The organism is Mycobacterium vicinigordonae (assembly GCF_013466425.1).
In the GTDB taxonomy this organism is placed as follows: Bacteria; Actinomycetota; Actinomycetes; order Mycobacteriales; family Mycobacteriaceae; genus Mycobacterium; species Mycobacterium vicinigordonae.
In genome coordinates this window covers 1,718,109-1,744,024 of sequence record NZ_CP059165.1, presented here as the reverse complement: position 1 = coordinate 1,744,024, position 25,916 = coordinate 1,718,109, and the positions used below count along the sequence as shown (strand labels likewise).

22 protein-coding genes are annotated in these 25,916 nt (G+C 65.9%); 11 read left to right on the top strand and 11 right to left on the bottom strand.

Features of this window, described 5'->3' with window-relative positions:
• The first annotated feature begins 186 nt into the window (after positions 1 to 186).
• Entirely contained in the window at positions 187 to 1,899 is a 1,713-nt protein-coding gene (locus tag H0P51_RS07785; RefSeq protein WP_180917382.1) for an NAD-binding protein, read from the top strand.
• A gap of 30 nt (positions 1,900 to 1,929) precedes the next feature.
• Here H0P51_RS07785 and H0P51_RS07780 read toward each other — a convergent pair whose 3' ends face one another.
• Positions 1,930 to 2,703, bottom strand: coding sequence for a spirocyclase AveC family protein (locus H0P51_RS07780; RefSeq protein WP_180917381.1), 774 nt, complete (start codon positions 2,701 to 2,703; stop codon positions 1,930 to 1,932).
• 187 nt (positions 2,704 to 2,890) lie between these two features.
• Here H0P51_RS07780 and H0P51_RS07775 point away from each other — a divergent pair, with 187 nt between their 5' ends.
• The gene (locus H0P51_RS07775) at positions 2,891 to 3,559 is read left to right on the top strand and encodes a TetR/AcrR family transcriptional regulator (protein ID WP_425489029.1); all 669 of its coding nucleotides are present in this window, start codon (positions 2,891 to 2,893) and stop codon (positions 3,557 to 3,559) included.
• Here H0P51_RS07775 and H0P51_RS07770 read toward each other — a convergent pair.
• From H0P51_RS07770 to H0P51_RS07760, 3 genes are all read right to left on the bottom strand, one after another.
• The gene (locus tag H0P51_RS07770; protein WP_180917379.1) at positions 3,556 to 5,013 is read right to left on the bottom strand and encodes a phospholipase D-like domain-containing protein; all 1,458 of its coding nucleotides are present in this window, start codon (positions 5,011 to 5,013) and stop codon (positions 3,556 to 3,558) included. The two genes, H0P51_RS07775 and H0P51_RS07770, sit on opposite strands and share 4 nt — an antisense overlap.
• Positions 5,014 to 5,112: 99 nt before the next feature.
• Positions 5,113 to 5,952 (bottom strand): NAD(P)-dependent oxidoreductase, encoded by an 840-nt coding sequence (locus H0P51_RS07765; protein ID WP_213016731.1) that lies wholly within the window; start codon positions 5,950 to 5,952, stop codon positions 5,113 to 5,115.
• A gap of 16 nt (positions 5,953 to 5,968) precedes the next feature.
• Entirely contained in the window at positions 5,969 to 6,598 is a 630-nt protein-coding gene (locus H0P51_RS07760) for a hypothetical protein (RefSeq protein WP_180917378.1), read from the bottom strand.
• A gap of 143 nt (positions 6,599 to 6,741) precedes the next feature.
• Here H0P51_RS07760 and H0P51_RS07755 point away from each other — a divergent pair, with 143 nt between their 5' ends.
• Positions 6,742 to 7,563, top strand: coding sequence for a peptidoglycan recognition protein family protein (locus H0P51_RS07755; protein WP_180917377.1), 822 nt, complete (start codon positions 6,742 to 6,744; stop codon positions 7,561 to 7,563).
• Between the two features lie 69 nt (positions 7,564 to 7,632).
• Positions 7,633 to 8,478 (top strand): mycofactocin-coupled SDR family oxidoreductase, encoded by an 846-nt coding sequence (locus tag H0P51_RS07750; RefSeq protein WP_180917376.1) that lies wholly within the window; start codon positions 7,633 to 7,635, stop codon positions 8,476 to 8,478.
• Positions 8,479 to 8,581: 103 nt separating this feature from the next.
• On the opposite strand, the gene H0P51_RS07745 is transcribed toward H0P51_RS07750, so the two are convergent.
• The gene (locus H0P51_RS07745) at positions 8,582 to 9,391 is read right to left on the bottom strand and encodes a class I SAM-dependent methyltransferase (protein ID WP_180917375.1); all 810 of its coding nucleotides are present in this window, start codon (positions 9,389 to 9,391) and stop codon (positions 8,582 to 8,584) included.
• Positions 9,392 to 9,582: 191 nt separating this feature from the next.
• Between H0P51_RS07745 and H0P51_RS07740 the strand changes: the two genes are divergently transcribed.
• From H0P51_RS07740 to H0P51_RS07715, 6 genes are read left to right on the top strand one after another with little or no spacing between them, the layout of a single operon-like run.
• Positions 9,583 to 11,004 (top strand): PPE domain-containing protein, encoded by a 1,422-nt coding sequence (locus H0P51_RS07740; protein ID WP_180917374.1) that lies wholly within the window; start codon positions 9,583 to 9,585, stop codon positions 11,002 to 11,004.
• Between the two features lie 57 nt (positions 11,005 to 11,061).
• Positions 11,062 to 11,931: a (3R)-3-[(carboxymethyl)amino]fatty acid oxygenase/decarboxylase gene (scoE, locus tag H0P51_RS07735; protein WP_180917373.1), complete on the top strand. Its 870-nt coding sequence runs from the start codon at positions 11,062 to 11,064 to the stop codon at positions 11,929 to 11,931.
• Positions 11,928 to 12,488, top strand: a complete 561-nt coding sequence (locus H0P51_RS07730; RefSeq protein ID WP_180917372.1) for an FcoT family thioesterase — start codon at positions 11,928 to 11,930, stop codon at positions 12,486 to 12,488. The genes scoE and H0P51_RS07730 overlap by 4 nt, the downstream gene beginning before the upstream one ends.
• A gap of 29 nt (positions 12,489 to 12,517) precedes the next feature.
• Positions 12,518 to 14,101, top strand: a complete 1,584-nt coding sequence (gene fadD10 / locus H0P51_RS07725) for a fatty acid--CoA ligase FadD10 (RefSeq protein ID WP_180917371.1) — start codon at positions 12,518 to 12,520, stop codon at positions 14,099 to 14,101.
• Positions 14,102 to 14,105: 4 nt separating this feature from the next.
• Positions 14,106 to 14,345: an acyl carrier protein gene (locus H0P51_RS07720; RefSeq protein ID WP_180918813.1), complete on the top strand. Its 240-nt coding sequence runs from the start codon at positions 14,106 to 14,108 to the stop codon at positions 14,343 to 14,345.
• Complete coding sequence (locus tag H0P51_RS07715; protein WP_246398460.1) at positions 14,342 to 18,454, top strand: AMP-binding protein; 4,113 nt, start codon at positions 14,342 to 14,344, stop codon at positions 18,452 to 18,454. The genes H0P51_RS07720 and H0P51_RS07715 overlap by 4 nt, the downstream gene beginning before the upstream one ends.
• On the opposite strand, the gene H0P51_RS07710 is transcribed toward H0P51_RS07715, so the two are convergent.
• Positions 18,407 to 20,644 (bottom strand): heavy metal translocating P-type ATPase, encoded by a 2,238-nt coding sequence (locus tag H0P51_RS07710; RefSeq protein ID WP_180917369.1) that lies wholly within the window; start codon positions 20,642 to 20,644, stop codon positions 18,407 to 18,409. The genes H0P51_RS07715 and H0P51_RS07710 overlap by 48 nt on opposite strands.
• Before the next feature lie 130 nt (positions 20,645 to 20,774).
• On the opposite strand from H0P51_RS07710, the gene sigC reads away from it, so the two are divergent.
• Complete coding sequence (gene sigC, locus H0P51_RS07705; RefSeq protein WP_180918812.1) at positions 20,775 to 21,320, top strand: RNA polymerase sigma factor SigC; 546 nt, start codon at positions 20,775 to 20,777, stop codon at positions 21,318 to 21,320.
• A gap of 33 nt (positions 21,321 to 21,353) precedes the next feature.
• Here the strand turns inward: sigC and H0P51_RS07700 are convergent, their stop codons facing one another.
• Genes H0P51_RS07700 through H0P51_RS07680 form a run of 5 tightly spaced genes read right to left on the bottom strand, consistent with a single transcriptional unit; the run spans position 21,354 to position 25,844 of the window.
• Positions 21,354 to 22,058, bottom strand: a complete 705-nt coding sequence (locus H0P51_RS07700) for a zf-HC2 domain-containing protein (protein ID WP_180918811.1) — start codon at positions 22,056 to 22,058, stop codon at positions 21,354 to 21,356.
• 49 nt (positions 22,059 to 22,107) lie between these two features.
• A complete protein-coding gene (locus tag H0P51_RS07695; RefSeq protein WP_213016730.1) occupies positions 22,108 to 22,758 on the bottom strand; it encodes a TetR/AcrR family transcriptional regulator in 651 nt (216 codons plus the stop codon).
• A 7-nt stretch (positions 22,759 to 22,765) separates the two neighbouring features.
• Positions 22,766 to 23,593: an NAD(P)-dependent oxidoreductase gene (locus H0P51_RS07690; protein WP_180917368.1), complete on the bottom strand. Its 828-nt coding sequence runs from the start codon at positions 23,591 to 23,593 to the stop codon at positions 22,766 to 22,768.
• On the bottom strand, positions 23,590 to 24,393 hold the full coding sequence (locus H0P51_RS07685) for an SDR family oxidoreductase (protein ID WP_180917367.1): 804 nt from the start codon (positions 24,391 to 24,393) through the stop codon (positions 23,590 to 23,592). The genes H0P51_RS07690 and H0P51_RS07685 overlap by 4 nt, the downstream gene beginning before the upstream one ends.
• Positions 24,390 to 25,844, bottom strand: coding sequence for an aldehyde dehydrogenase family protein (locus H0P51_RS07680; RefSeq protein WP_180917366.1), 1,455 nt, complete (start codon positions 25,842 to 25,844; stop codon positions 24,390 to 24,392). The genes H0P51_RS07685 and H0P51_RS07680 overlap by 4 nt, the downstream gene beginning before the upstream one ends.
• Between the last annotated feature and the right edge of the window lie 72 nt (positions 25,845 to 25,916).

Sequence of the window (25,916 nt, the reverse complement as noted above, 5' to 3'; positions counted from 1 at the left end):
CGCTGAGTTATGCCTACCGGGTAGGACTGTGGCGAGATTGTGTCGAAGAAGTGACCTGGCGTTCTCGTCGTCGGCAAATTGCAGCAGCGCATCCATCGGACGAGTTTCCCAACGAAACACCCAGCTCTGGCGACTGCCGTGCAATTCTGGTGGTACAACTATGCCGAAAGTAGGAACGGCCTCGGGATGAGCACCGACCACATCATCGTCAGCGGCGACGACGCGCTGGCAATGACGATTGTTGATGAGTTGAGAACGGCCGGTGCCACCGTGATCCGACTCGAGGACACCAAGCGAGCCGGCACAAAGAATGACCTCTACCGAGCGGGTATCGCGCACGCACGCGCCGTAGTCTGCGCCGGGAGCGACGACTCGGTGAATCTCGAAGTCGCGCTTCTGGCGGACAGAGCCAATCCCGGTGTACGCGTGGTGGCGCGGCTGTCCAATGACATCTTGCGAAAGGCATTTGCCGACAGCGATGTGTCGGGTGCGATGTTCGACGTGGCTGAACTCGCGGCGCCGTCCGTTGTGGAGGCCTGTCTGGCCCACAGCTGCCACCCGCTGGAGGTAGCGGGGATCCCGTTCGTGATCGCCGGCACGTCGTCACCCCAGGACACCACGCTCGGTGATCTGTGCGGCGAGCTGGCGCCGGTAGCGGTCATCCGGGGCGAAAAATCCGCATCGCCGGGTGAATTGGAGGCATGCCCGCCCCGCGACCTCCCCGTGAGCACCGGTGACTGGACGGTGATGATTGGTACCGCGGAGGAAGTCGCCGCCCAGGGCGTCGAGATCCCACTCGCAGCGCAAGCCCGCTCGCACCGCACGGAGCTGCGGGGAATTTTCGACGGCCTGCGTGCTTTTCGCAACGACGTCAACCCCGCGTTCTACCCATTGGTGGGCATAGTTGTCGCGCTGGTGATCATCTCCACCGTGCTCCTGCGGTTCGGTCACCAAAACCCCCGCATGAGTTGGGTCGACGCGCTGTATTTCACCGCCGAAACGATTAGCACCACCGGCTACGGCGACTTCAGCCTGATGCACCAACCAACCTGGCTACGCTTGTTCGCGGCCACAATGATGTTCGTCGGTCTGACCACCATCGCACTACTGGTTGCGTTCGTTGCCGACGTGCTGTTGTCGAGTCGCTTCGTGCAGAATGCCGCAGGTTGGCGGATCGCGCGCCTGCGCGACCACATCGTGGTGATCGGTCTCAGTGCGTTGGGGATCCGCGTAGTCAGCGACCTGGTCGCGGCCGGGCACGAGGTCGCGGTCGTCGAGATCGACGAAGACAACCCGTTTTTGACCGCGGCGCGTGAACTCCACGTCCCGGTCATTGTCGGGGATGCCATGCTGAGCCAGACTTTGAAATCGGCCCGGGTGGACCGCGCGCGAGCGGTCGCCGTGCTGACCCACGAGGACATGGTCAACATCGGAACCGGGATTACGTTGGCCCAGCTGCACGGTCGCCCCGTGGCGCCGCTGCATAGTTGGCCCGATATCCCCGTGGTACTGCGAGTTTTCGACCGGCCGCTGGGCTTCGCGCTGGCGCAACAATTCGGCTTCGTCAATGCTCGCTCGACCGTCGAATTGGTCGCACCCTGGTTCATCGCCGCCGCGATCAACCTGCAGGTATTGGACACATTTTCGGTGGGGCTGCGGTCATTTGTGGTCGGCGCGATTCGCGTCGCGCCGGACAGCGAACTCGATGGCGTGAAGCTTTCCGAGCTGCCCACCCAGACGCAAGTCATCGCGATCAACCGGGGTGAGATCGTATTTCCTGTGCACTCACGCAGCGAGACCGCTCTGCGCGCCGGCGACACAGCCTACCTTGTCGGACCCTACCGGGACCTACTGGACACCCTGAGCAGGGGGAAGCCGGCCCGGTCGGACTCCGAATGAACCCGCGCATGAAACAGCCCGACGCTGAGCCTATTTCGGCTGATTCGGTACGCCGGGAAAGAGCTGTCCGCTGGGCCCCGAGGTAACCCATCCGCCCAGCTTCGTCGCCAGGTGCGGCGCAAAGACCGCGCCGTACATCAGGTTTCCGATCACTACTACGGCGACGATAGACAGCACCGCCGATTGCGCCCGGGTCTTCGTGCGCTTGTCCGCCCAGCTCTCGATGACGTTGCGGCCCTGCGCGTCCGTACGCCCGAGTAGGTAGGTGAAGACCATCATCTGCACGCCCATCGCGATGGAATCGTAAACGGGGTACTGATGCTTGGTCCCCTCGAACACGGCCAGCCCAGGGATCACGTACCCGTAGTGGAAGACGCCGAGCCGGGCGCCGAGGAACGCGTTGAACACGAATGCCCAACAGAATCCCACGATCAGGCCGACCGTGAGAAGTGTCGTCGGCCTGCGCAATCCGAATCGTGCACTCAACCGCTGGCCGATCGTGGCGCCGATCACCGCCGGCAGCACGAAGTAGCCGATGTAGCCCACCGGCACTGACGAGGGCAACCCGCCCCAGGTCATGTTCAGCGGCCACCATGACGGCATCCGCGGTAGCGCCGGCGGGAACTGCGCATACATCGCCCAGTCATACGGCGCCTCGATCCAGGAGAACGACATCGCCGAAATGCACAGCAGCAGCATCGGATGGATACGTCGGTCGCGGATGCTCAGATAGACGGCGATCGCGGTGAACACGATGCCACTGCCCCAGCCGAAGATGACCGCGCCGGTAAGCAATGGGGTCATGGCTTCCGGCCTCCACGTGCCTCGGGGTCGAAGTAAATGACCACGCCGTAGATCAGCGCGATCAGACCGAACAACGTGCCGAGCATGATGACCGCGCCCACCATCAACGCTCCTCTCCTCCTCAACGCTGTTAATAGTGGATACTATTCTAAGAATGAGGTCAAGCCCGAAGATGGAGTGAATGCGGTTGCCCCAACGACCTTCTGCGATGAAGCGGACCGCGCCGGAGGCAGCGGCCCCGCCGGCTCGCCGGCCACGCGGTGAGCCGCGCCGACTCCTGCTCGACGCCGCCCGCGAGCTATTCGCCCGCCAGGATTACCGCCGCACCACCACGCGGGAGATCGCCGAGGCCGCTGGAGTCACCGAATACCTGCTGTTCCGCAACTTCGGGTCCAAGGCCGGTTTGTTTCGCGAGGCCCTCGTTGTTCCGTTTACGAACTTCGTCGACGAGTTCGGCCGGACGTGGCAGGCCATCGTGCCCGAACAGACCGACGAGGACGAGTTCGCCCGTCAGTTCGTCGGACAGCTCTATGACGTGATCGTCGAGCATCGGGGCCTGGTGTTGACGCTGGCCGCCGCGGAATCGCTGAGCGGGCCCGAGATCGCCGAGGCAGGAATCGCCGACATCCGGCGCGCCATCGCCTTGCTCGGCCATATCAGCACCGAGGGAATGCGATTGCGCGGGCTGCGCTCGAATCGGCCGGAGCTACCCGCACATTCGACGGTGGCCCTGATCGTCGGCATGGTGGCACTGCGTTCGACCTTCTTCCCGGAACAGCAACCCAGCCGCGACACCATCGTCGACGAACTCGTCCAGACGAGCCTGCATGGCTTCCTGCATCGGCCAGACCGTTAGTCCCGAAGTTCGGCGATCAACCGTTGCAGTCCTCGGGTCAGCGAACGCGGCACGTGATCGGGATCCACCAAGTCGTTCTCGGCCAGCGGACCCGCTTCGCTCGAGACGGTCCGGCCAGTAATCCGGCGCAACGTCCTGCCTTTTCCCCGGAGTTGCTCAATCGCCTTCAATAGCGAACCGGACCGGCCGATCGCCTCGTTCAGCTCGGTTACGGACACGCCCAGATGCTCGGACACCAATTCATCGCGCACTAACCGGATCTGGTGATTGATCTCGACGCACTGCGAGCCCCCGGGCTTTGCTTCGACGGCGATGTCGCACTCGCTGTCGAACCCCAGTGACCGGTTGTTGAGGTTCGACGATCCAATGCGCAGCAGGCGGTCGTCGACGACCAGAACCTTCGAGTGGACATAGATCGGAGCACCGCGGTCGGTGGCCGGCCAGTAGATACCCAGCCGGCCGTGATCGTCAGCGGCCCAGAGTAGTTGGATGACTTTGTGACGGGCGCTGTCCATTGTTCCGCGCTCGATCGGATTATTGCCCCGGCGGGCCAGCACGACCACGACCTCTGGGCCAGCGGGCTCCCTGAGCCGGGCGGCCAGCGCATCGACGATGCGCCTGGAAGCCAGGTACTGGTTCTCCAGGTAGATGGTGTCAGCGGCTGCCGCGATCGCCGTCAGATTCAGCGCCTCGACCTCGCGGACCTCTTTGCGATCCTCCAATTCGGGTAGCGTGCGGGCGATTCCGACGTCGACGTTGCGCAGCGTCGGCGCCAAGTCGCGGGGCCAGGCGGGACGCACGGTGTCGAGGGGTTCCAGCCGCTGTTTCGTCGCAATTCGCCACCGGAGCCGGGCCTGTTCGGCGAGTTTGCCCGCGGCAGCGCCCTCGACCGCACCACCGACGTCGTGCCGCGGTCCGTAGCTTCGCCGCAACGTCCGGCGTCCACGACTGTCGTGCTGGTGCGCACGGGTGTCCCAGCGGTTGACTGTGAGATCGATACCGCCGCAGAATGCCACCACGTCGTCGACCACCACGATCTTCTGGTGGTGCACCGAACCGACCGGGTGCGCGCCGTCGACGGCGAAATGGATTCGCTTACTGCTGATCTGATTCAGTAGCGACACAGGGGTCAGCCCGTTCCAGATACCGCCGAAGGCCGGCAGCAGCCGGAGATTGGACTTCAGCAGATAGATCTCCAACCCCGGCCGCTCGCGCAGCAACCAGAGCAAGAACACTCCCAGCTGGTTGGGGCCGGGCAGAACCTTGGCGCCACGCTCGAACGTCATCCTCGCGTCGAGATCCCAAGCAATGAGCATGATCCGATGCTGAGCACCCAACATCGCCGCCTTGACGTGCTTGAAGTAGTCCGCCGCGTCGATGATGCAGGCGAACCGGTCCGCCCGGGCGACCTGCCAGCAGGTCTGACCGGGCGTCAGCAGCCGGTTGTCGCCCACGCGGATGTTTTCGGCTGCGGGCTCGTGAAGAACATGGATGAACTACTACCCGTTAGGCCGCGTCAATATGTCGCCGCGTGATCAACGCCGCAACGACCATCAGGCGCGGTGCCCCGTGTAAACGTCACGCATGGTCGGTTTGATGGCGCGAGCCAACGGAGTGGGAACACCGGAGGCGACCCCGAGGTCGGCCGCGGCGTCGAGATCCTTGTTCGCCAGCGCCGCCACCCGGTCGGCGTAATCGGACGGTACCGTGATGCCGGCCGCGCGCACGTCAAGCAGCCGCAGCGTCTGCTTGCCGTCCGAATCCGCCTCCCGCATGACCGAAAGCAAGGTATTTAACGAAACACCTTGTGCAGCAACTAGATTTGCCGCTTCGTCTACGACCGACCAACAACCATACTGGATCAGGTTGCGGGCGATCTTCGTGGCCATACCAGCTCCCACCGGGCCACAGTGCATGATCGCGCTGGCGAAGTCGTCTAGCACCGGGCGGGCCCTGTCTACCTGCTCGTCTGGCCCGCCGATCATCGCGATGATGCCGTTTTCGGCGGCCTTGTCGCCGTTGGTGACTCCGCAGTCGAGCAGGATGACATCGGCGTCGCGACACAGCTCGGCAAGTTCGTGCAGCTCGGTGACCGACACGGTCGACAAGAGCACCACGATCAGGCCAGGCCGGGCGGCGGCCAGCAGCCCGTCAGAGCCCACCAGCACATCGCGCGCCTGGTCCGCGCTAACCACCGCAATCAACACCACATCTGAGTTGCGCGTCACCGCGGCGATCGAATCCAATTGCGCGGGAACGCCTTCCAGCTGCGCCGCAGCGTCCGGGCGCACGTCGTACACGCTCGGTACGCGTCCGCGCCGGGCCATGCTGACCGCGACGCCGCCACCGATCTCGCCCAGGCCGATCACACCGGCACGCACGGACGTCGTCACGCGCGACTCCTCAACATCACAAGAGCGAATCGAGCATCATTTGCGCCTCACCGTCCGCATCGGCGGGTGCGTCGCCGTTTTCGGTGTAGACGACGAAGGCCGACATATGGTTCGAGGTATTCAGCAACTCGACGAAGGAGCCGGTCACAGGAATCGCACCCATTCGGGAGGTTCCGTCAGCGCTGTAGTCCATGGAAGCACCCTCGTTGAAGTTGCCGTGTGCCGGTTTCGGGCTGGGCACGCTAAGGTCCCTGACATTGCTCAGGCCCGTCGTCGACACGCTGCTCAATTGATCGATGTCCGATTGCAGCAAAGCGACGGGATCGGATCCGTTGGCCGGCTTGACCCGGATTTCGATTTCCGCGCTGGAGGTTGCGTTGTGCAGCGATACCCAGCCGCCGCCTTGGTCGCTCACAGTCCAGCCCGGGGCCGGAGTCACCGAGATGCCGGGCGCCAGGTTGATCCCACCTGCCGCCCACGCAATCGGGGCCCGGCATACGGCGCCGACCAGCGCGACTGCCGCCGTCGCAGCGGCCACCGTGCACAGCGCACGCGTTCGAAAGCCCCGCCCCTTTCCGAGCCGAATCGGCGACGGCGAAAGTGTCGGTGATGCCGAAGCCTTCGGGTGCGACGACAACGCTGGCATGGTCTTGCTCCTCTCCTGAACCGCACGGCTGGGCTGCGCCGATTCAAGTCCCTATTTGACTCGAATACGATACAAGTGTCTACGACTGAACTGGCTGACCCTTTATCGCGCTATATCAGCATGCCAACCCCTATGGTGGGGCGATGGACCCGCCGCCACCGACCGCGCGATCCGATGAGCACCCGTTTTCGGTGAGCCGACGTCAACTGTTCCAGGTCGTTGGCGGTGTCGGGTTCGCGGGCGCATTGGGCGGATGTGCGACCAAGACCACGGCCAGCCCGCTGCCTGCGCAACCGGGTCCGAGTTCGCCTGCCACCCCGCCCGCCGTAAGTTCCGGACCAGCCGCCAATAACCCCGGCCCGCCCGCTTCGCGCGCGACCGCGGCGCAGTTGCTCTGCCGAGACGCCTGGGGTGCCCGAGCCGCGCGGCCCGGCGGCAAACCGCACACCCCTAACCGACTGACGTTGCACCACGCCGGGGTGGTCTTGGGCGCCAACAGCAACGCGCCCGGCCGATTCCGCCAAGACCAGCGCTACCACCAGGACCAACTCGGTTGGATCGACATCGCCTACCACCTCGGCATCGACCGCGACGGCAACATCTACCAACTGCGCGACCCCGGCATCGAAGGCGACACCGCAACCGATTACGACACGACGGGTCACTTCCTGGTGATTTGCGAAGGCGATTTCAATGAAGAGACCGTGTCGCCCGCCCAGGTGCGTGGTATCGCGACCGCGTTTGCCTGGGCCGCCCAGACCTACCGCATCGCGACCGGCACCTTGAAGGGACACCGCGACTTCGCCGAAACCTCTTGTCCGGGAACCAATCTCTACGCACAGCTAACCTCGGGTGAACTGCGGACGCAAATCGACTCGCTGTTGGCTGCGGGCGGGGTAGACCTGCAGCCGTTCTGCGGGCCCGAGGCCGTCGCCCGGGTGCGGGCCATCGAAGCGGGCAACTGAGCGCCTCGCGGAGCCGTCATGGCACGATGAGTCCTTTCGATGGAGTCCTTCTCGAGCGAAAGGTCGCCAATGTCAGGCAATAGCGTCGGCAGAGTCGCCGGCAAGGTCGCATTCATCACCGGCGCGGCACGCGGTATGGGCCGTGAGCACGCGATCCGGCTGGCCGAGGAGGGCGCCGACGTCATCGCCGTCGACGTCTGCGAGGACATCGACGGTGTTGCCTACCCCGGCGCAACCGAGACCGACCTGGCCGACACCGCGGCGTTCGTGGAGAAGGCGGGCCGGCGCTCGTTTACCGCTAAGGCCGACGTGCGGAATCTGGACAGTCTGCGCGCCGCCCTCGAACAGGGTGTTGCCGCCCTGGGCCCGGTCGACATCGTGGTCGCCAACGCCGGGATCAGCGGTTCTCCCGCCCCCGCGGCGCAGATCGAGCATTCCGCATGGCAGACGATGATCGACATCAACCTGACCGGCGTGTGGCAAACCGTCAAGGCCGCGTTGCCGCACATGACCAACGGCGGTGGGTCGATCATCCTGGTCAGCTCGATGCTGGGCATTCGCGGCGGGGGTTACATGGCCCACTACGCGGCCGCGAAACACGCCGTCGTAGGGCTGATGAACTCTTTGGCCAATGAGCTTGCGCCGCAGTGGATTCGAGTCAACTCAATTCACCCGGGCAATATCTTGACGCCGATGCTGGACAACGAGCAGTTCTGCCGGACACTGCGGCCCGACCTGCCCAATCCGACCGTGCACGACGCTGCGGAGATCATTGGGCAGTTCCACCTGTTGCCCAAACCGCTGATCGAGGCGCGCGCCGTGAGCAACGCGGTGCTTTTCCTGGCCTCCGACGAGGCGCACTACATCACAGGGGCGGCCCTGCCCGTTGACGCCGGGGCAGTCGCGAAATTCTGAACTTCGCCTGCCGACTGTGAACTACGCGACACAACACGCCGACGCAGCGTCGTGTAGTTCACGTTCGAGACCGTCCAGCGGAGGTTGCGGCTCCGCGGTCTGCTCATCCGAATTCGACAAGTGTGTGAGCGGCCCGGAACCGTTCGAGTTCCGGCTGCCGATACAGCAGCGCGGTGGCCGGCCCCAGGACTCGGCCACGGACCCTCGGCACCGGCAACTCGCGCACCGCACGGATACCCGAAATTGCCCGCAGCTCGTCGTATTGCTTGGCGGTGAACCAGAATGGCATCGGCGGGGCTGTGTACTGCTTGCTGAGCTTGATACCGAATCGCCGCGAATATGCGCTCAACAACCGGGGCACACTATCGAAAATCAGCCGGCCACCGGGAAACCGCTTGGCGCAGGCCGCGATCAGGTCGAATGCGGCGTCTCGGTCGAGGTATTGCAGTAGGCCTTCGACGGTGATCAGGACGCCATCGGTGGCCTCGACCCGGTCCATCCAGGTATAGTCCAGCGCCGACTGCGCCAGATAGTGCAGCCGGTCCGGCGTGGGCAGCAGCTGCTTGCGCAGCCGCACGATAGGCTCGAGATCGACCGACAGCCAAGTCAATTCACCGTTGTCCAGTCGCCAGAAGCTGGTCTGCAGCCCTTCGGCCAAGGCGACGACATTGGCCTTGGGATGGGCCTGAAGGTATTCGCGAGAGGCACTGTCGAAGATCACCGAGCGCCACGCGGTTGCCTGATGCGTCTTGCCGAAATCCTGGTAGTCATAGTCGAGGCTGTCGCGCAGCGCGATCGCCATGGGGTCCGCAACGATGCCGTCCGGCCGGGCCGCCTCGGTCGCCCGCTGATACAGAGTCAGCAACGCGGTCTCGGAGATACCCGCCAGATGGCGAGCGTCTATCACTGGCATGGCTGAACTATAGACATGGCCGGTTGGGGCCCCGCGACATGCGCTTACGTCGAGCTCACTCGTGCAGCGGACGAGGCGGGGAACTTTCCGCGGGCCCGGACCGACTACTTCGCAACGGGAGAGTGTGCGCGTTCGTAGGGACGCCACACGCGCCGTTACGAGGAGGTCGGGTCCTGACAGCCCCCATTTGGATGGCGACGCCTCCGGAGGTGCATTCGGCGTTGCTGAGCGCCGGGCACGGTCCGGGGTCGCTGCTTGCTGCCGCCGATCAGTGGCAGGAGCTGAGCACGCAGTACACGCGTGCGGCCGCCGAGTTGAGCGGCCTGCTGGCCGATGTGCAGGGGGCCAGCTGGGAGGGAACCACCGGCGCCGAGTATGCGGCGGCGCACGGCCCCTACCTGGCCTGGCTCGAGCAATCCGCGGTGGATAGTGCGCTGAGGGCTGCCGCGCACCAGACCGCCGCCACCGCATTCGGCAGCGCGCTCGCCACCATGCCGACGCTGGCCGAACTGGCCGCCAACCACGTACTGCACGGCGTGTTAGTAACCACCAATTTTTTCGGTATCAACACCATCCCGATCGCGGTCAACGAAGCCGACTACGCCCGCATGTGGGTTCAGGCAGCCGACACCATGGCCGTGTATCAAGCCATCACCGAAACGGCCACCGCGGCGACTCCGCCTACCCAGCCGGCGCCGCATATTCTCAAGCCCGCCGCCGAGGCTCAAGCCGATCCAAGCCAGGTCACCGGCAGCATCGGACAACTCGTCCGGGACATCGCGAACTTCATCGCCGATCCGTACCAGTATTTCCTGGACTTTTTCCAGCAATTCGGCTTCAGCCCGGCCACCACCATTGCCCTGGCCGTTATAGCGCTGTTCCTTTACGACGTCCTCTGGTACCCGTACTACGCCTCGTATTCCCTGCTGCTGCTTCCTTTCTTCACTCCCGCGCTCAGCGCGTTGAGCGCCCTGAACCTGCTGACCCAATGGTTCCATTTGGATCCGATAACCGAGCCGCTGCCCGTCCCTGCTGCGGCTGGTGCCGCCCACCACGGCGCTTCGAACCCGAATACCACAGTGGTGCAGGTCTTTTCCAGTTCTCCCGGTAGCGGCTCGAGCACCGGCAACACCGCGCCGGGCACATCGAGCGCAACCTCGACGAGCGGGCCGCCCGCCCCGCCGGAGCTGAGCTACGCCGTTGCCGGCCTGGCGCCGCCGGGCGCCGGCTTCGGGCCGCGAGCCGAAGCGAATGCATCGGCGAGCGCGACCGACCGCATCGGGTCCGCGGCCGCGGCGACCACGAGTCATACCGCGGCGCGGGTGCGGCGACGGCAACGCGCCAAGACGGGTGTGCGCGGTCATCGGGACGAGTTCCTAGATGCGTCGGTTGATGCGGGCGCCGCCACCGGCGCCGCTGAACCCACCGCGGAGCCCACCGCGAGCTCCCGGGGCGCCGGAGGGCTCGGCTTCGCGGGGACCGTCGCGGCGCCGGACACACTGGCCGCCGGACTTGTCCGAACATCCTCGGCGGCAACCGATGTCACCGTCCCGTTGCTGCCGGCGAGCTGGCGGCCGGAGGAAACATCGGTGGCGGACAGGAGGACCGGCTGAGCACCACGAACGCAACGCAGATGAACCACAGCGCAATCGATGAGGAGTAGGAACCCTATGACGCTCAACGTGAAAGGCAACGGGCTCGGGGCCCAAGTCACGGGCATCGATCCCCACAACCTGGACAACATCAGCACCGAAGAGATTCGCGACATCGTCTACGAGAACAAGCTCGTGATCCTCAAGGACGTGCACCCAAGCCCGGAGCAATTCATCCAGCTCGGTCGGATCGTCGGGCAAATTGTGCCGTACTACGAGCCCATGTACCACCACGAGCAGCATCCGGAGATATTCGTCTCCTCCACCGAGGAAGGCCATGGTGTTCCCAAGACGGGGGCATTCTGGCACATCGACTACATGTTCATGCCGGAGCCGTTCGCCTTCTCTATGGTGGTGCCGCTGGCCGTACCCGGTCACGACCGCGGAACCTACTTCATCGACCTCAACAAGGTGTGGGAGTCGCTGCCGCCCGCCGTGCAGCAGCCGGCCCGCGGGACGTTCAGTACCCATGATCCACGGCGCCACATCAAGATTCGCCCCAGCGACGTGTACCGCCCGATCGGCGAAGTATGGGCGGAGATCAGCCGGACCACACCGCCGATCAAATGGCCGACGATCATCAGGCACCCCAAGACCGGGGAAGAGATCCTCTACATCTGCGCATCGGGCACCACCAAGATCGAGGACCAGAACGGCGAAACCCTCGATCCCGCGGTGCTGCAACGATTGATGGAGGCTACCGGCCAACTGGACACCGAATACAAGTCTCCCTTCATCCACACCCAGCATTACGAAGTCGGCGACATCGTGTTGTGGGACAACCGGGTTCTGATGCATCGGGCCAAACACGGCACCGCCTCGGGCACGCTGACCACCCACCGGCTAACCATGCTGGACGGCCTCGTGACGCCGGGGTATGCGGCATGACTCACATCGATGTACCGTCCACCGCACAGACCACGCTTTCGCCCGAATCCGCCGTCACCACACCGATCCCCGAGGATCTTCTGGTCCGGGTGCTGGAGCCGTATTCCTACAAGGGCTGCCGCTACCTACTCGACGCCGAGTATCAAGCGACCGCCGATTCGGTCTACGCCGTCGGCAATTTCCGCATCGAGGAATCCGCGTACATTCGCACCACCGGTCATTTCAATGCCGCCGAGCTGATCCTGTGCTTCAACCAGCTCGCCTACAGCGCCTTTGCGCCGGCCATCCTGAACGAGGAGATTCCCGTGCTGCGAGGCTGGTCGATCAGTGATTACTTCGACCTGCAACTGCCCAGCATGTTGATCAAGAACACCGCATCCCGGTTCCGCAGGCCGATCAACGCCCAGAGGTTCTCGGCCCGGCTGTTGTGCCAGAACTTCAAGGTCATCGACCGCAGCTTGCGGTACCTGTCCGTCCCGTGCGCCATCGAGTTCTGGGACGAGTACCAAGGTTCCGCATCGGCCGAGGTCGAGTTGGCCGCCCTGAACATCCCCTGACCCTCCGGCAGAAGAAGCAGTCAATCGTCATGTCTTCCCCACCGCCCACCGTGTTGCAACGCGTCCGAGATCGGGCACGAATACGACCCGAAGCGATCGCGCTACGCCGTGTCGACGGCACTAGCGTGTTGCGCTACGGGGCGCTGTTCGCTGAACTGGCGCTGCTCGCTGAAACCCTTGCCACACAAGGCATCTCCCGCGGAGACCGGGTGCTGGTCAGCTCCGACAACGGGCCGGAAACCTTCCTGTCGGTGCTGGCCTGCGCGAAACTCGGTGCGATCGCCGTCATGGTCGACGGAAGCCTTCCGCCGGCAATCATCACCCGGTTCGCCGAGATCGCCCGGCCCACGGCAATTCTCGTGGCATCCCGGGCCAGGTTGGCCTCGACCGGTATGGCGGATGCGTTGAGTTCCCTACCGGCCATTCCCGTGGAAATCGGTTCCAGCGAAAAGTATTCCACCGGATTCAGCGAGGTAGACCCGACCGACCTCGGTGCCGACGACCCGCTGGCGATGATCTTCACCAGTGGCACCACCGGCGAGCCGAAAGCGGTGCTGCTGGCCAACCGCACGTTCTACGCCATCCCGGACATCCTGCGCGATGAAGACTTAAACTGGATCACCTGGGTGGACGGCGAAACCACATATTCGCCGCTGCCCGCCACCCATATCGGCGGACTGTGGTGGATCCTGACCTGCCTGATGCGCGGCGGCTGCTGCATCACCGGCGGTGAGAACACCACATCACTGCTGCAAATTCTGCAAACCAATGCCGTGGCATCGACCTGTCTGGTGCCGACCCTGCTTGCGAAACTAGTCGCGGAGATGAAGGCCGCCGATGCGAGGCTGCCGGCGCTGCGGCTGCTCGGCTACGGCGGGTCCCGAGCTATCGCGGCCGACGTGCGCTTCATCGAAGCCACCGGTGTGCGCACCGCACAGGTGTATGGCCTGAGCGAAACAGGTTGCACCGCTTTGTGTCTGCCCACGGATGACGGCTCCATAGGCAAGATCGAGGCGGGCGCGGTAGGGCGGCCCTATCCCGGCGTCGACGTGTATCTGGCTGCCGACGGCGAACGGCCGCCGGCCGCGGGACCCGCCGATTCGGCGTCGTTCGGCACGCTGTGGATCAGGTCGCCGGCCAACATGCTCGGCTACTGGAACAACCCGGATCGCACCGCCGAGGTGCTCAGCGACGGCTGGGTGAACACCGGGGACCTGCTCGAGCGCCACGACGACGGCTTCTTCTACATCAAGGGGCGCTCTTCGGAGATGATCATCTGCGGCGGCGTGAATGTCGCGCCCGACGAAGTGGACCGAATTGCCGAGAGTGTGCCGGGCGTGCAAGAGGCGGCATGCTACGAGATTCCGGATGCCGAATTCGGCGCGCTGGTCGGTCTGGCGGTGGTCGCCGCGACGGCACTGGACGAAACCGAGGAACGAAAACTCAAGCATGCTGTCGCGGCTCGCTTCCGTCAGGAGTCCGAGGCGACGGCGCGCCCGTCGACCATCATGCTGGTCGCCGACATTCCGCGTACGCAGTCCGGAAAGGTCATGCGAGCATCGCTGGCGGCCAGGGTGACCGACACGCAAGCAGGAGCGACGATTCGTGGCTGAGCAACTGCGCGACGCCATTCGCGCCGCGATCTGCGACGTGCTCTACGTGGACGACGCGGACCTCGTCGACGGCGACTCCACCGATCTGCGAGACCTCGGATTGGATTCGGTACGATTCGTCGTACTGATGAAACGGCTTGGTGTGGAACGTGAATCGTCGTTGCCGTCGCGGCTTGCGGAGAATCTGTCGATCGCCGGATGGGTTGCGGAACTGGAGAAGTCCGAGCTGGAAACTGCGCCGTGACCGTGCTCGATCAAGCACACACGCAGCGCGTTCCACTGAGTCATTCGCAACGCAATATCTACCAGGGCGTGCTTCAGGACGGCGAACCGTCGCTATACCTGATCAGCAAGCGGTACCGATTCCGGCCCCTAGATCCCGCCCGGTTCCTCGCCGCGCTTGCGGCATCGGTGCTGGAGAATCCGATTCAGCTGTGCGTGCTGGAAGCCTCGCCCGGCCCAGACGGCGTCCCGGATCTGGTTCCGCAGCTGGGGGTTTCCGACCTGGTGCGGTCCGCGCCGGAGACTGACGACGTCGAGCTGGCCGAGACCTGGCAGACCGGCATCCTTGGCCGGCCACTGGTGCGGTACACCGTGCGGACCGACTCAGCCGGCACCGTCTGCGGAATGGACGTCGACTCCCACCACATTCTGCTCGACGGCGGCGCGACGGGGATCATCGAAGCCAGCCTGGCGCACCATCTCTCGGCGGGGTATATCGCTGAGATCCCCTGTGCGACTGACGGTCTAGCCAAGGTGGCGTTGGCCCATCAGCGCGAAGCGGCCAGGGTTGCCGAGGCATTGCAGCGCCTGGCCGCCGTTGTGCAGCGCGAACTGGCGGAGGAATCGGTGATAGCCGGGCCGAGCGAAGCGCCGGTGCTGGCGGCCAGAGGTGTACTGCGCGAATCGGTGCTGGTCTGCGGCGATCGTTACGATGCGTTGCTCGCCCTCTCCGAGGCCCGGCATGTCCCGCTTAACGTGCTGGTGACCGCGGCCGCGATGGCCGTGGACGCGAGCCGGCGGCAGAGCACCGACGGTCTGGTGGTTCATGCAGTGGACAACCGATTCGGCGACCCCGAATTGAATGTGGCTACCTGCCTGGTTAATTCGGTGGCGCAGACGTTCCAGTTCCAGCCATTCGCCTCGGTCGCCGACGTTGTCGCGTTGCTGGATCGCAGCTATGTCAAGGCCGTGCGGCGCCGATGGCTACGTGAGGAACATTACCGCCGCATGTACCTGGCCATCAACCGCGCCACCGGGGTACAAGCGTTGACGCTCAACTTCATTCGCCGGTCGTGCGCACCGCAACTGCGCCCATTCCTGACCGAAGCGCCGGAGGCGACGCGAATCGGCCCCGTAGAGGGCATGACGGTGGCTTGCGTTCAGGACGAAGAGCAGCGCTCGTTGCAGCTGGCAATCTGGGACCGAGCGGATCTGCCCGAAAGAGGGCTCGACGGCGGGCGACACACCGGAGTCGCGCAGCGCATCGCCGACGCGCTGCACTCGATGCCCACGCTGTGGCATCAGCCCATCGCGATGATGGTCGACGAATGGTTCGCTATCGATGCCGATGGCGCCCGGCGGCCCGGCTATCCGGCCAGTAGACGCGAAACATTTACGGCTACAGCGTGGTTCGCCGATCCATCCGTCGAGCGATTCCTACAGCGCCGTTCCTTCGTGTACCCGTGGGTTGGCTGGCTGATTGGCCAAGGCGTCGCTGCGGGCGACATCGTGGTGTGCTGTGACGACGGCTCCGAACGGACCATCGACCTGCTGCTGGCCTGCCATCTCGCGGGGTGTGGCTACAGCGTGTGCGACGGCGTCGACGAGCTGAGGCAGCGCGCCGACGCCATTAGCGCCGCTGGGGACACCGCGCACGTCGTCGATCTCGGTGCCGCCGAACTCGTCGGCGTCCTCGACGATGCCGTCGGCCGACGCATCGACGAGGTGCGGCGCGCTCCCGGACTCCCCGGTCAAACCGCTTATGTCATGCCCACTTCGGGTTCGACCGGGCGGCCCAAGCTGGTCCGGGTCACGCATGGGTCCCTGGGGGCGTTCTGCGGCGGGGTCCGGCACGGCTACGGGTGGGGACCGGACGACACCATCCTGCAAAGTGCGCCGCTGACGTCGGACATCAGTATCGAAGAGATCTTCGGTGCCGCATTCTGCGGAGCCAAGCTGGTGCGCTCCACCGCAATGAGGTCCGGCGATCTGGACACGCTGACGCGAGATTTGATCGAGCAGCGGGCGACTGTCGCCGACCTGCCGACCGCCATCTGGCAGCTGCTGTGCGACGACGATATGGCTCTGGACGCACTGCACCGCTCGAACCTGCGGCAGATCGTCATCGGCGGCGAAGCGCTGCGCACCACCGCCATCCACAGATGGCGTGACCACGCTCTGGCACGGCGGATTTCCCTGATTTCCAGCTATGGCCCGACCGAAACCACGGTCGTCGTCACGTATCTGCCGATTACCGGCGAGGGCAGCGACCGGCTGGGCCGGCCGGTGCTGCCCAACACGGTATTCACCGCGTTCGGCGAGGTCGTCGTCGTCGGCGATCTGGTCTCTGCCGGCTACCTCGGAATCGAGGGCCGCGGCTTCGGCATCGTCACTACCCCCGATGGGACACAACGCCGCGCCTTCGCCACCGCAGACCGGGTGTCGGTCGACGCGGAGGGCTTCCCGATCTTCGCCGGTCGCAAGGACGCGATAGTCAAGATCGCCGGAAAGCGGGTCGACACCGCCGAGGTCGTCGCACGCGTCTGTGCCGACCCTACGATCTCCGACCTCGCGGTTGAGCCGCACGACGGTCGATTAGGAGTCTGGTTCCAAACCGCGCAGACGCGCAGCACCGGCGAGGACCCCGCAGCGGCGGCCCGCATCAGGTTGCTACTGCAAAGTCTCGGGGTGCCCTCTTCCTTCGTGACCGCGGTCGGCGACATCCCGCGCAAGCCCAATGGAAAAGTCGACAGTGCCAGGCTACCTGCATTGCCCCAACTAGACTGTGCTGCAACAGATACCGCGTCCGGCGAGGCGGACGGGTTGGCCGAGATGTGGAGCCGGCAGCTGGACCAACCGATCCGGGCTGACACGTCGCTGCTCGCGGCGGGAATCGGCTCAGTGGACCTCATCCGGATTCTCCCGCAGACTCGCGCATATCTGGGGCGGCAGCTCACCCTGCTGGATCTCGTCAGCGCCGACACCGCCACCAACCTGATCGAAGACCAGGCCGCGCAGGGCTGGCTGGACTCTGGCACCGCCACCGAGATCAAACGTGATCTCACATTGCTGCTGAAGCCCAATGCCGTATGCCCCCAACAGAATCACGACTCCGGAGCAATCGTGGTCCTAGGCGCGTCAGGCATCCTCGGCACCGGATTCGCGCGAGCGGTCCTGGACCTGGCGCAGTCTGGGACATCCCACCCCGAGGTGGTCTTTGTCACGAGATCTGCTCTTCCCCAACATGATCCGTGGGATTGGCTGCGGGGCGCCGACGGGATCCGGTTGCACCAGCTCACCGGGTCCGATTCGGCCGAGCTCAACGCGCTGTCCCGCGGTGCAAGGACCGTGATCAACTGTGTCGGCAACACCAATGTGCTGGTGCCGTACCGCGAACTCCGGTCGGCCAATGTGGAATTCGTCGCTGCACTTACCCAGGCGTGCGCGGGACAGGGCGCCCGCCTGGTGCACCTCTCGACGTTCGTCGTCCATGCCGATGTCACCCAGCCGCACGTCACCGATCCCCGACACGCGCCGTATCCGTACGCGGCGGCCAAGTCGCTCGCGGAACTGGTGGTGGCCGCGTCGCCACCGGCGCTGGATTTCAGCATCGTGCGCCTCCCCCGGGTGCTGGGCGACAAGTACCAGTTGTCGTCCTCCGCCGATATTTTCGTGTCACTGGTCGACGCGTGCCTGGCGTTGGGCGCCTACCCTGCCCTGACGCTAACCGAAGAGATCACCACCGGCAGCGCCGCGGCGGCAGCCATTCTAGGCCTGAATTCCGGAGCGGCTGCGTTGGGCCGCGGCCTCGCCGTGCTGCGCGGCCAGCCGGTCGCTTACGCGGAGTTCCTCGACGGTTACGGTCTCGAGGAAATCAGCGTAGCCGAATGGAAGGCACGGCTTGACCGCAGCGACTGGGCGCGGCGCAACCCGCGAAGATGGTCGGTACTTGACGGTTGGATCAGCCTGGGCTCGCGGCTCGGCGAGCGCAGCTACTCGCAATACCTGGCGGACCGCCCCACCGTGGAGCTAGCGGTCGACACGGTTACCGAAGTCGACGCGCGACCGCAGCCGTTGCGCGATCTACTGGCGCGCGGACATGGCAAAGTTGCGCAACCGCAAGCTGTTTGACACGACGAAGAACGACGAGAACGCCATCGCCGCCCCGGCGATCAGTGGGTTCAGCAATCCGGCGGCGGCCACCGGAATCGCGGCGATGTTGTAACCGAACGCCCACACCATATTCATCCGGATAGTGCGCATGGTCGCGGCAGCCAAGTCCAGCGCCAGCGGCACCACGTCCAAGTCCTCGCGGACCAGGATGATGTCGGCGGCGTCGATGGCCACGTCGGTGCCGCGCCCCATCGCCATCCCCAGATCAGCGCACGCCAGCGCGGGCCCATCGTTGATGCCGTCACCCACCATGGCGACCACCCGGCCGCCGTCGCGCAGTTGCTCGATGATGTCGACCTTGCCTTCGGGCAGCACATCGGCGATCACTTCCTCGATGCCCACGTGCGCGGCCACCGCCGCCGCCGAGGCCGGATTGTCGCCGGTCAGCAATACCGTCCGAAAACCGCGCTGATGCAGCGCCGCCACCGCACCAGCCGCCGACTCCTTGACCGCGTCGGACACCGCGATCACCCCGCACGGCGTTCCCTGGACCTCAACGTAAACCGATGTCTCACCTCGTGATTCGGCATCCCGGCGGGCGGTGACCAGTTCAGCGGTGGTGCCGGCCGGGGCGATCCAGGACGGCTTCCCGACCCGCACCGCACGGCCGGCAACGATGCCGGCGACTCCGCGGCCGGGGACCGCTCGGAAATCGGTGACGGGTTCGGGCGCAGCCGTTGACGCGGCGATCGCGAGCGCGACAGCGTGCTCGGATGCCGCCTCCACCGCGGCAGCCAACCGCTGTACTTCGGCCGCATCCCAACCCGGCGCGGCCACCACCGCGCTGACCGCCAACTGGCCTGACGTCAGAGTGCCGGTCTTGTCGAACACCACGGTGTCGACCGCACGGGTGGCCTCCAGAGAGCTGTGGCCCTTGAGGAAGATGCCAAGCTGGGCGCCGCGTCCGGATGCGACCAGCATGGCTGTTGGGGTGGCCAGTCCCAACGCACACGGGCACGCGATGACCAGCACCGCCAGCCCGGCCGAGAAGGCGCGGTCCAGTCCGCCGCCGGCCACCAGCCAGCCCAGCGTGGTCAACACCGCCACCGCGAAGACACAGGGCACGAACACCGCCGAGATGCGGTCGGCCAGCCGCTGCGCATTGGCCTTCTGCGCCTGCGCCTGCTCGACGAGGCGGACCATGCCAGCGAACTGGGTGTCGGCGCCGACGGCCGCGGCCTCCACGATTAGCCGGCCGTCGAGCACCACCGTCCCACCGATCACGTTGGCCCCGGGCTGCACCCGCACCGGGCGTGCCTCACCGGTCATCGCGCTCATATCCACTGCAGCTGACCCGTCGACCACCAGGCCGTCGGCGGCGATTGTCTGACCCGGGCGCACCACGAAACGCTGCAGCTCTTTGAGCTCGTCGGCCGGGATGACGATCTCAGTTCCATCGGGCTGCAGCACCGCGACGTCTTTGGCGCTGAGCGCGGCCAGCGTCCGCAGCGCGCTACCCGTCTTCGACTTCGCGCGGGCCTCGAAGAACCGGCCCGCCAACACAAAAACGGTGACGCCCGCGGCGACCTCGAAGTAGATCGCATCGCTGCCCAGCAGCGCCTGCCAGACGCCACGATGCTCGACGCGGGGGTGGTCGCCGAAAACGGTGTAGAACGACCAAACGGTTGCGGCGGTGATGCCAACCGAGATCAGCGTCTCCATCGACGCGGTGCCAGCGTGCAGGTTGTTCATCGCTACCCGGTGGAACGGCAGCGCCGCCCAGGTCACCACGGGAAGCGCCAGCGCGGTCAGCACCCACTCCCAGCCGGTGAACCGAGTGCTGGGCACGACGGCGAACATCACTGAGAGATGCGCCAGCGGAATGAACAGCACTGCGGCGACAGCCAGGCGGGTCAGCAGGTAGCGCGCATGGGCGGCGTCGGGGTCATCGTCGAATGCACGGCCGGAGCGGCGCGGCTCGGCCCGGTAGCCGGCCCGCTCCACCACCCCGCAGAGTTCATCAGTTCCGATTCCCTCCTCGGCGTCGACGGTTGCCAGCCGGGTGGCGAAATTCACCGAGGCCCGCACCCCGGCCACCTTGTTCAGCGCCGATTCCACCCGCCGGGCGCAGGCGGCGCAGGACATACCGCTGACCTCGAGTTGCACCCGCTGAACACGCGCGGGCAGCTCGTCTGTTGCCGCGGTCATCGACGACATCGTGGCCGTCCACCTCCTCTGATCCCGGATCCAGAGGGATCCAGAGAGATAAGTCGTTGCGGGCTGGCGATAAGTTCCAGCCGTCCATGGCCTACCCTCAGTATCCGTGGGAACAGGCGCGATGGGCGAGGAGGACCTGATCACGCAGCTTGCGAAAGCTGCGGGGCGGGGTGACCAGGCCGCGCTGTCGCAGTTCATCGCGGCCACCCAGCGCGACGTGTGGCGCACGGTGGCCTACCTGGCCGACCCGGGCAGCGCCGACGATCTGACCCAGGAGACCTTTCTGCGGGCGATCCGGTCGCTACCGCGGTTCAGTGGCCGATCCACCGCGCGGACCTGGCTGCTGTCGATCGCACGGCGGGTGGTCGTCGACCAGATTCGGCACAACAGCAGCAGACCCCGCACCACGCAGGTCCGCGATCTCGACGACGCGCTGAGCCAGGGGCGGTACGCCAGCCGGATCGAGAACGTCGTGGAGATCCGGATGCTGCTCGACGCACTGGACCCCGAACGCCGGGAGGCCTTCGTGCTGACCCAGGTGTTGGGCCTGTCCTACGCCGAGGCAGCCGAGGTCGGAGGCTGCCCGATCGGCACCATCCGGTCCAGGGTGGCGCGGGCCCGCAGCGATCTGCTGCAAGCTGCTCAGGCAACCGACGAAGTCGGCTAAGGAAGTCGGTTAAGAACGAACCCGGGAGAAATGCTAGGCCGCGGAGCCGTCCGTCGGCCATAGGTGACCGCGTCGCCGACCGCGAGATGCATTGGGCGGCAACACAATATCGGGTTCTGCGGCCGCCCCGTCCGGGGGCGGGGCGGTGGTGCGCCGCCACACTAGGGTGGCCAGCACGGCGCCGATCAGCACCGGTATGTGGGTGCCGATCCGGGTGAGGGTGACCGCTCCGGACATGGCGTCGACGACGACATAGATGGCCAGTACGGCAACAAACACCGTCAGGACACCAGCGAGGCCGGCCGCGGCGGCCGGCCAGAGGGCCGCGCCGACCATGATTACGCCCAGCGCCATCGACCATGCGGTCGACTCGTTGAGCAGATGGTGGGCCGAGCCCATGCCGTGATCGTGGGTCAGACCGAGATCGAGGCCCAGCCCCTGCACGGTGGACAGCGCGACCTGCGCGATGCCGACGACTAGCAGCGCCCAGCGCAGCCCACTGAGCCGGACGCGCCGGCGAGGCGGTACCGGCCCAAGGTCAAGCGGGGCGAGTGGGGCGATGACGGGCCGCGACTGCAGCATCAGGCTAAGTTCGTCGGCCTGGCTCTGCACCTGCTCGAGCCACGCGCGGCACTCGGCGCATTCCTCGAGATGCTCGTCGACCCGGGCCGCCGGGACCGGCTCCCGTTCACCGTCGAGCCGCGCCGAGAGCGCTTCGCGGGCCACCTCGCAGTACACGTCTCTATAGTCGCGCACGACCGGCGGTTTGTTCCCGTCGGCGCATGGGTCAGTGCGTCGCGGTTTCGCGGGCGATCAGCTGCTCGGTCTCCGCGGACGCCGGAGCCCCCAAGAAGCCCGCCAGGCCATCGACGACCCCGCTGACGAACAACGCGAACGGGACGACGGCGTCGCCGCGGCCGACCGCACGCTCACGTTCGGCGGCCAGGTGCACCCCGAGGTCCTGGACCTGCTGGATTCGCAAGGCACGCGCCGGCTCCGGCAGGTGCGCCAGCAGCCGGCGCAGCACCGAACCGAACTCATCCTGGGACTTCATCGCGTTCTCCTGGTGCACGAAGACCTCGACCGCGCCCGCACGCTGCAGCTGTTCGACGAACGACACGTAGGAGCTGTCGGGCGACTCGGCCAATTCCAGCAGCGGAAGGATGTGCGCCTCGAGCTGCGCCCGCAGGTCGTCGGGGTTGGCCCTGGCCTTGAGTAGGGCGCGGCGTTGCGTCAGGTCGCCCAGCCGGTAAGCGAAGATCGCGCGCAGCAGTTCGTCTTTGGAACCGAAGTGGTAGCGGATCGCGGAGTTGTTCGACGAGCCCGCTTCCATCGAGATCTGCCGCAGCGACACTCCGGCCAGGCCGTGTTCGGCGAACAGCCGCTCGGCCGCCACCAGCAGCTGCAGCGCCGTCGCCGGCGGTGTCCGGGTGCTCACCGACAGATCATCGCGCACGGGTGGGCTCGTTCGAATGCATGGCGGCGATGGTGGCGGTCGCCATCTTGAGCAGCTCTGGCGCGTCGTCCCCGACCACGTCGGTGAGGATCCCGACGTCCTTGGCCAGCAGTGTTCCGGCCAGCTCTGCTATCACCGAGAGGTTGTAGTCCGAGTTGGCGACTATCTCCGCGGCGTAGCTGCGGGCACTGCCGGCAGACAAGATCGCGGTCAGCGCGTCCAGGTCGACCCCGAGGTCACGTGCGAGCGCGAAGGTGCTGGCCGCCAGGCCGAGCTGAGCGGTGAACAGCGAGTTGTTCAGCAGCTTGGCGGCTTGGCCCGCACCCAACGCGCCGAGCCGCACCACCGGGTTGGCGAACGTGTCCAGCACCGGCCGGCACCGCGCGATCGCCTCGTCTTCGCCGCCCACCATCACCAGCAGCGATTTGGCGGCAGCCTGGTGGCCGCCGCCGGAGACCGGCGCGTCGACGAAATGTATTGTGGGATAATCTTTTTGCAATCGACGGCAAGTTTGGGGATGCACCGTGCTGTGGATCACGACGATGCCCCCCGCCGCCATCGTCGCCAACGCCCCGTCGTCGCCGCGCAACACCTGGTCGACGTCGGCATCTCCGACCACGCAGAGGCACAACACATCCGAGGCGGCACCGAGTGCACGGCGGTCCGCAGCGTAGTCTGCGCCGCTGCCGTCAAAGGGCCTCAGCGACTCCGGCCGGCGCGCCCACAGCGTCGTAGGAAACCCGTCTTCGATGATCCTGCGAGCCATCGGGCCGCCCTGAGATCCCAGGCCCACGAAGCCGATTCGCGGCGTGGTCATGATTGCGCCTCAATTCCTGCCCGCAGGTAGGCCTCGATGTCGGTGGCCCGTTCGAGCAGGGCGTCGCGCACCTCGGGTGCGGTCAGGACCAGAAATCGGCCCTGCTCGACCGCATCGGCGGCGAGCGTCGCGACATCCTCCGCGCTGACGATCTGGTGCGCCGGGGCGCGGGGTGTCGCCGGCGCATCCCCGTAGGCGGTGATGCCCTCGAGGATGTTTGTAATCACACCGGAGGGGCAAAGACAGGTCACGCCAATACCTTTCGGTCCGAGATAGGTCGCCAGCGCTTCGGAGACGCCAACGATCGCGTGCTTGGAGGCAAGGTAGGGCAGCCGGTCGAAGCCGTAGCTGAGCAGGCCGGAGGCCGATGCGGTGTTGACCAGATGACCGCTGCCCTGGGCGATCAGTCCCGGCAGAAACACCCGGTTGCTGCGGGCGATGCTTAATAGGTTGACATCGAGGGTGCGGCTCCATGCCTCGTCTGGCAGGGTTTCCGGGGCACCGATCGCGAGCACTCCGACATTGTTCATCACCACGTCGACGCGGCCGAACCGGCCGAGGGCGGCGTCGCGCAGCCGCACCAGGTCGGCTTCGGCGGTAACGTCGACGGGTAACCCGGTCACCGGCCGACCCAGCGCCTGAAGCTGTTCGACCACCTCGGTGACGCGGTCCGGTGACAGGTCACTGACCACTACAGATGCGCCGCGGCGGGCGAACTCCAGCGCGGTTGCGCGACCGATGCCACTGCCAGCGCCGGTCAGCACGGCCACGGCGCCGCCCAGTTCGAGCGGCCTGCTCATGCGATCCCTACCGCCTTGGTGCGTAGGAACTCGAACAGGCCTTCCTCGCCGCCTTCCCTGCCGAAGCCTGAGATGCCGACGCCGCCGAACGCGAGTTCGCAGCCCACCACTGGGCTGGCCCCGTTCACGTACACCCCGCCGGCTCGCAGCGCGGTCACCATCCGCTGTATCCGGTCCACGTCCCTGGTGTAGACGTAGGAGGCCAGGCCGTAGTCGGTGCAGTTCGCGATCGCGATCGCCTGCTCCTCGGTATCGAACCGCAACAGTGAGAGCACCGGGCCGAACACTTCAACCTGTCCGAGCTCGGAATCCGGGTCGACGTCGCCAAGCACTGTCGGCTCGACGAAGAAGCCGTCGGGCAGGTGGCTGGGAGCCCGGCCGCCGATCAGCAGCTTTGCGCCGTCGGCCTGGGCCCGCTCGATCATGGCCAAAATCCGTTGCTGGGCCGCGCGGCTCACCACCGGACTGATCACGGCCGCCGGATCGAACGGGTCACCGCAACGCATCCCGCCGACGACCGCCAGCACCCGCGCGACGACATCGTCGTAGATGTCGTCGTGCACGATCATCCGCGACGGGATCGCACAGCCCTGGCCGGCCAGCGTGCCCAGCACACTGAACGCGTTGACCGCCACCGCGGTGTCCAAGTCGGCGTCGGGAAACAGCACATTGGCGGACTTGCCGCCGAGTTCCAGGATGGCCGGTTTGAGTGACTCGGCGCAGGCGGCCAGGATCTTGCGGGCCGTCACGGGCCCGCCGGTGAAGCTGACCTTCTGCACCAGCGGGTGGCGAACCAGCGCGTCACCTGTGTCGGGTCCGCCGAGCACGAGATTTACTACGCCAGGCGGAATTCCGGCCTCCTTGACTAGGCCCATCAAATGCTCGGTGGCATACGGCGTCAGCTCGGAGGGTTTCATCACCACGGTGTTGCCGGCGGCCAGTGCTGGGATGAGTTTCATGCCGATCGAAACGACCGGGCCGTTCCAGGTGAGGATGATGCCGATTACGCCGTACGGTTCGGGCATTGCGTAGGCCAGCTCGCGCTGGTTGGCCGGGAACGACGTGACCCGCCCTTCGATCTTGTCAGCCCAACCGGCGTAATACGACGTCCAGTTCGCCATGATGTCGACCAGCGGCCGGCTCATGGTCGCCGACATCCCGTTGTCCAGCACCGACAAGCGGGCTATTTCGTCGGCGTCGCGTTCCATCAGCTCACCGAGCCGGCGTAGGACGCGCGCTCGCTGGGCAGGCCGCCAGGCCCGCCAGTTCGGGTACGCGGCGTGCGCGGCCCGCACGGCGGCGTCGACGTCGTCGGGACCGGCCAACGGAACCGTCCCCTGGATCTGACCGGTCGCCGGGAACACGTGCTCGTGCACGCCGCCGGAACCTTGTGTTCGCGCCTCGTCGCCAATGTGCAGATGCACCGTGGGAATGGTCAGGTCAACGGTCATCGTTCGGTCCTCCGGGCCCAGGCGCGCACAACTATCTAAGACATCTTTCTTATTACTAAGGCACTTGACTTC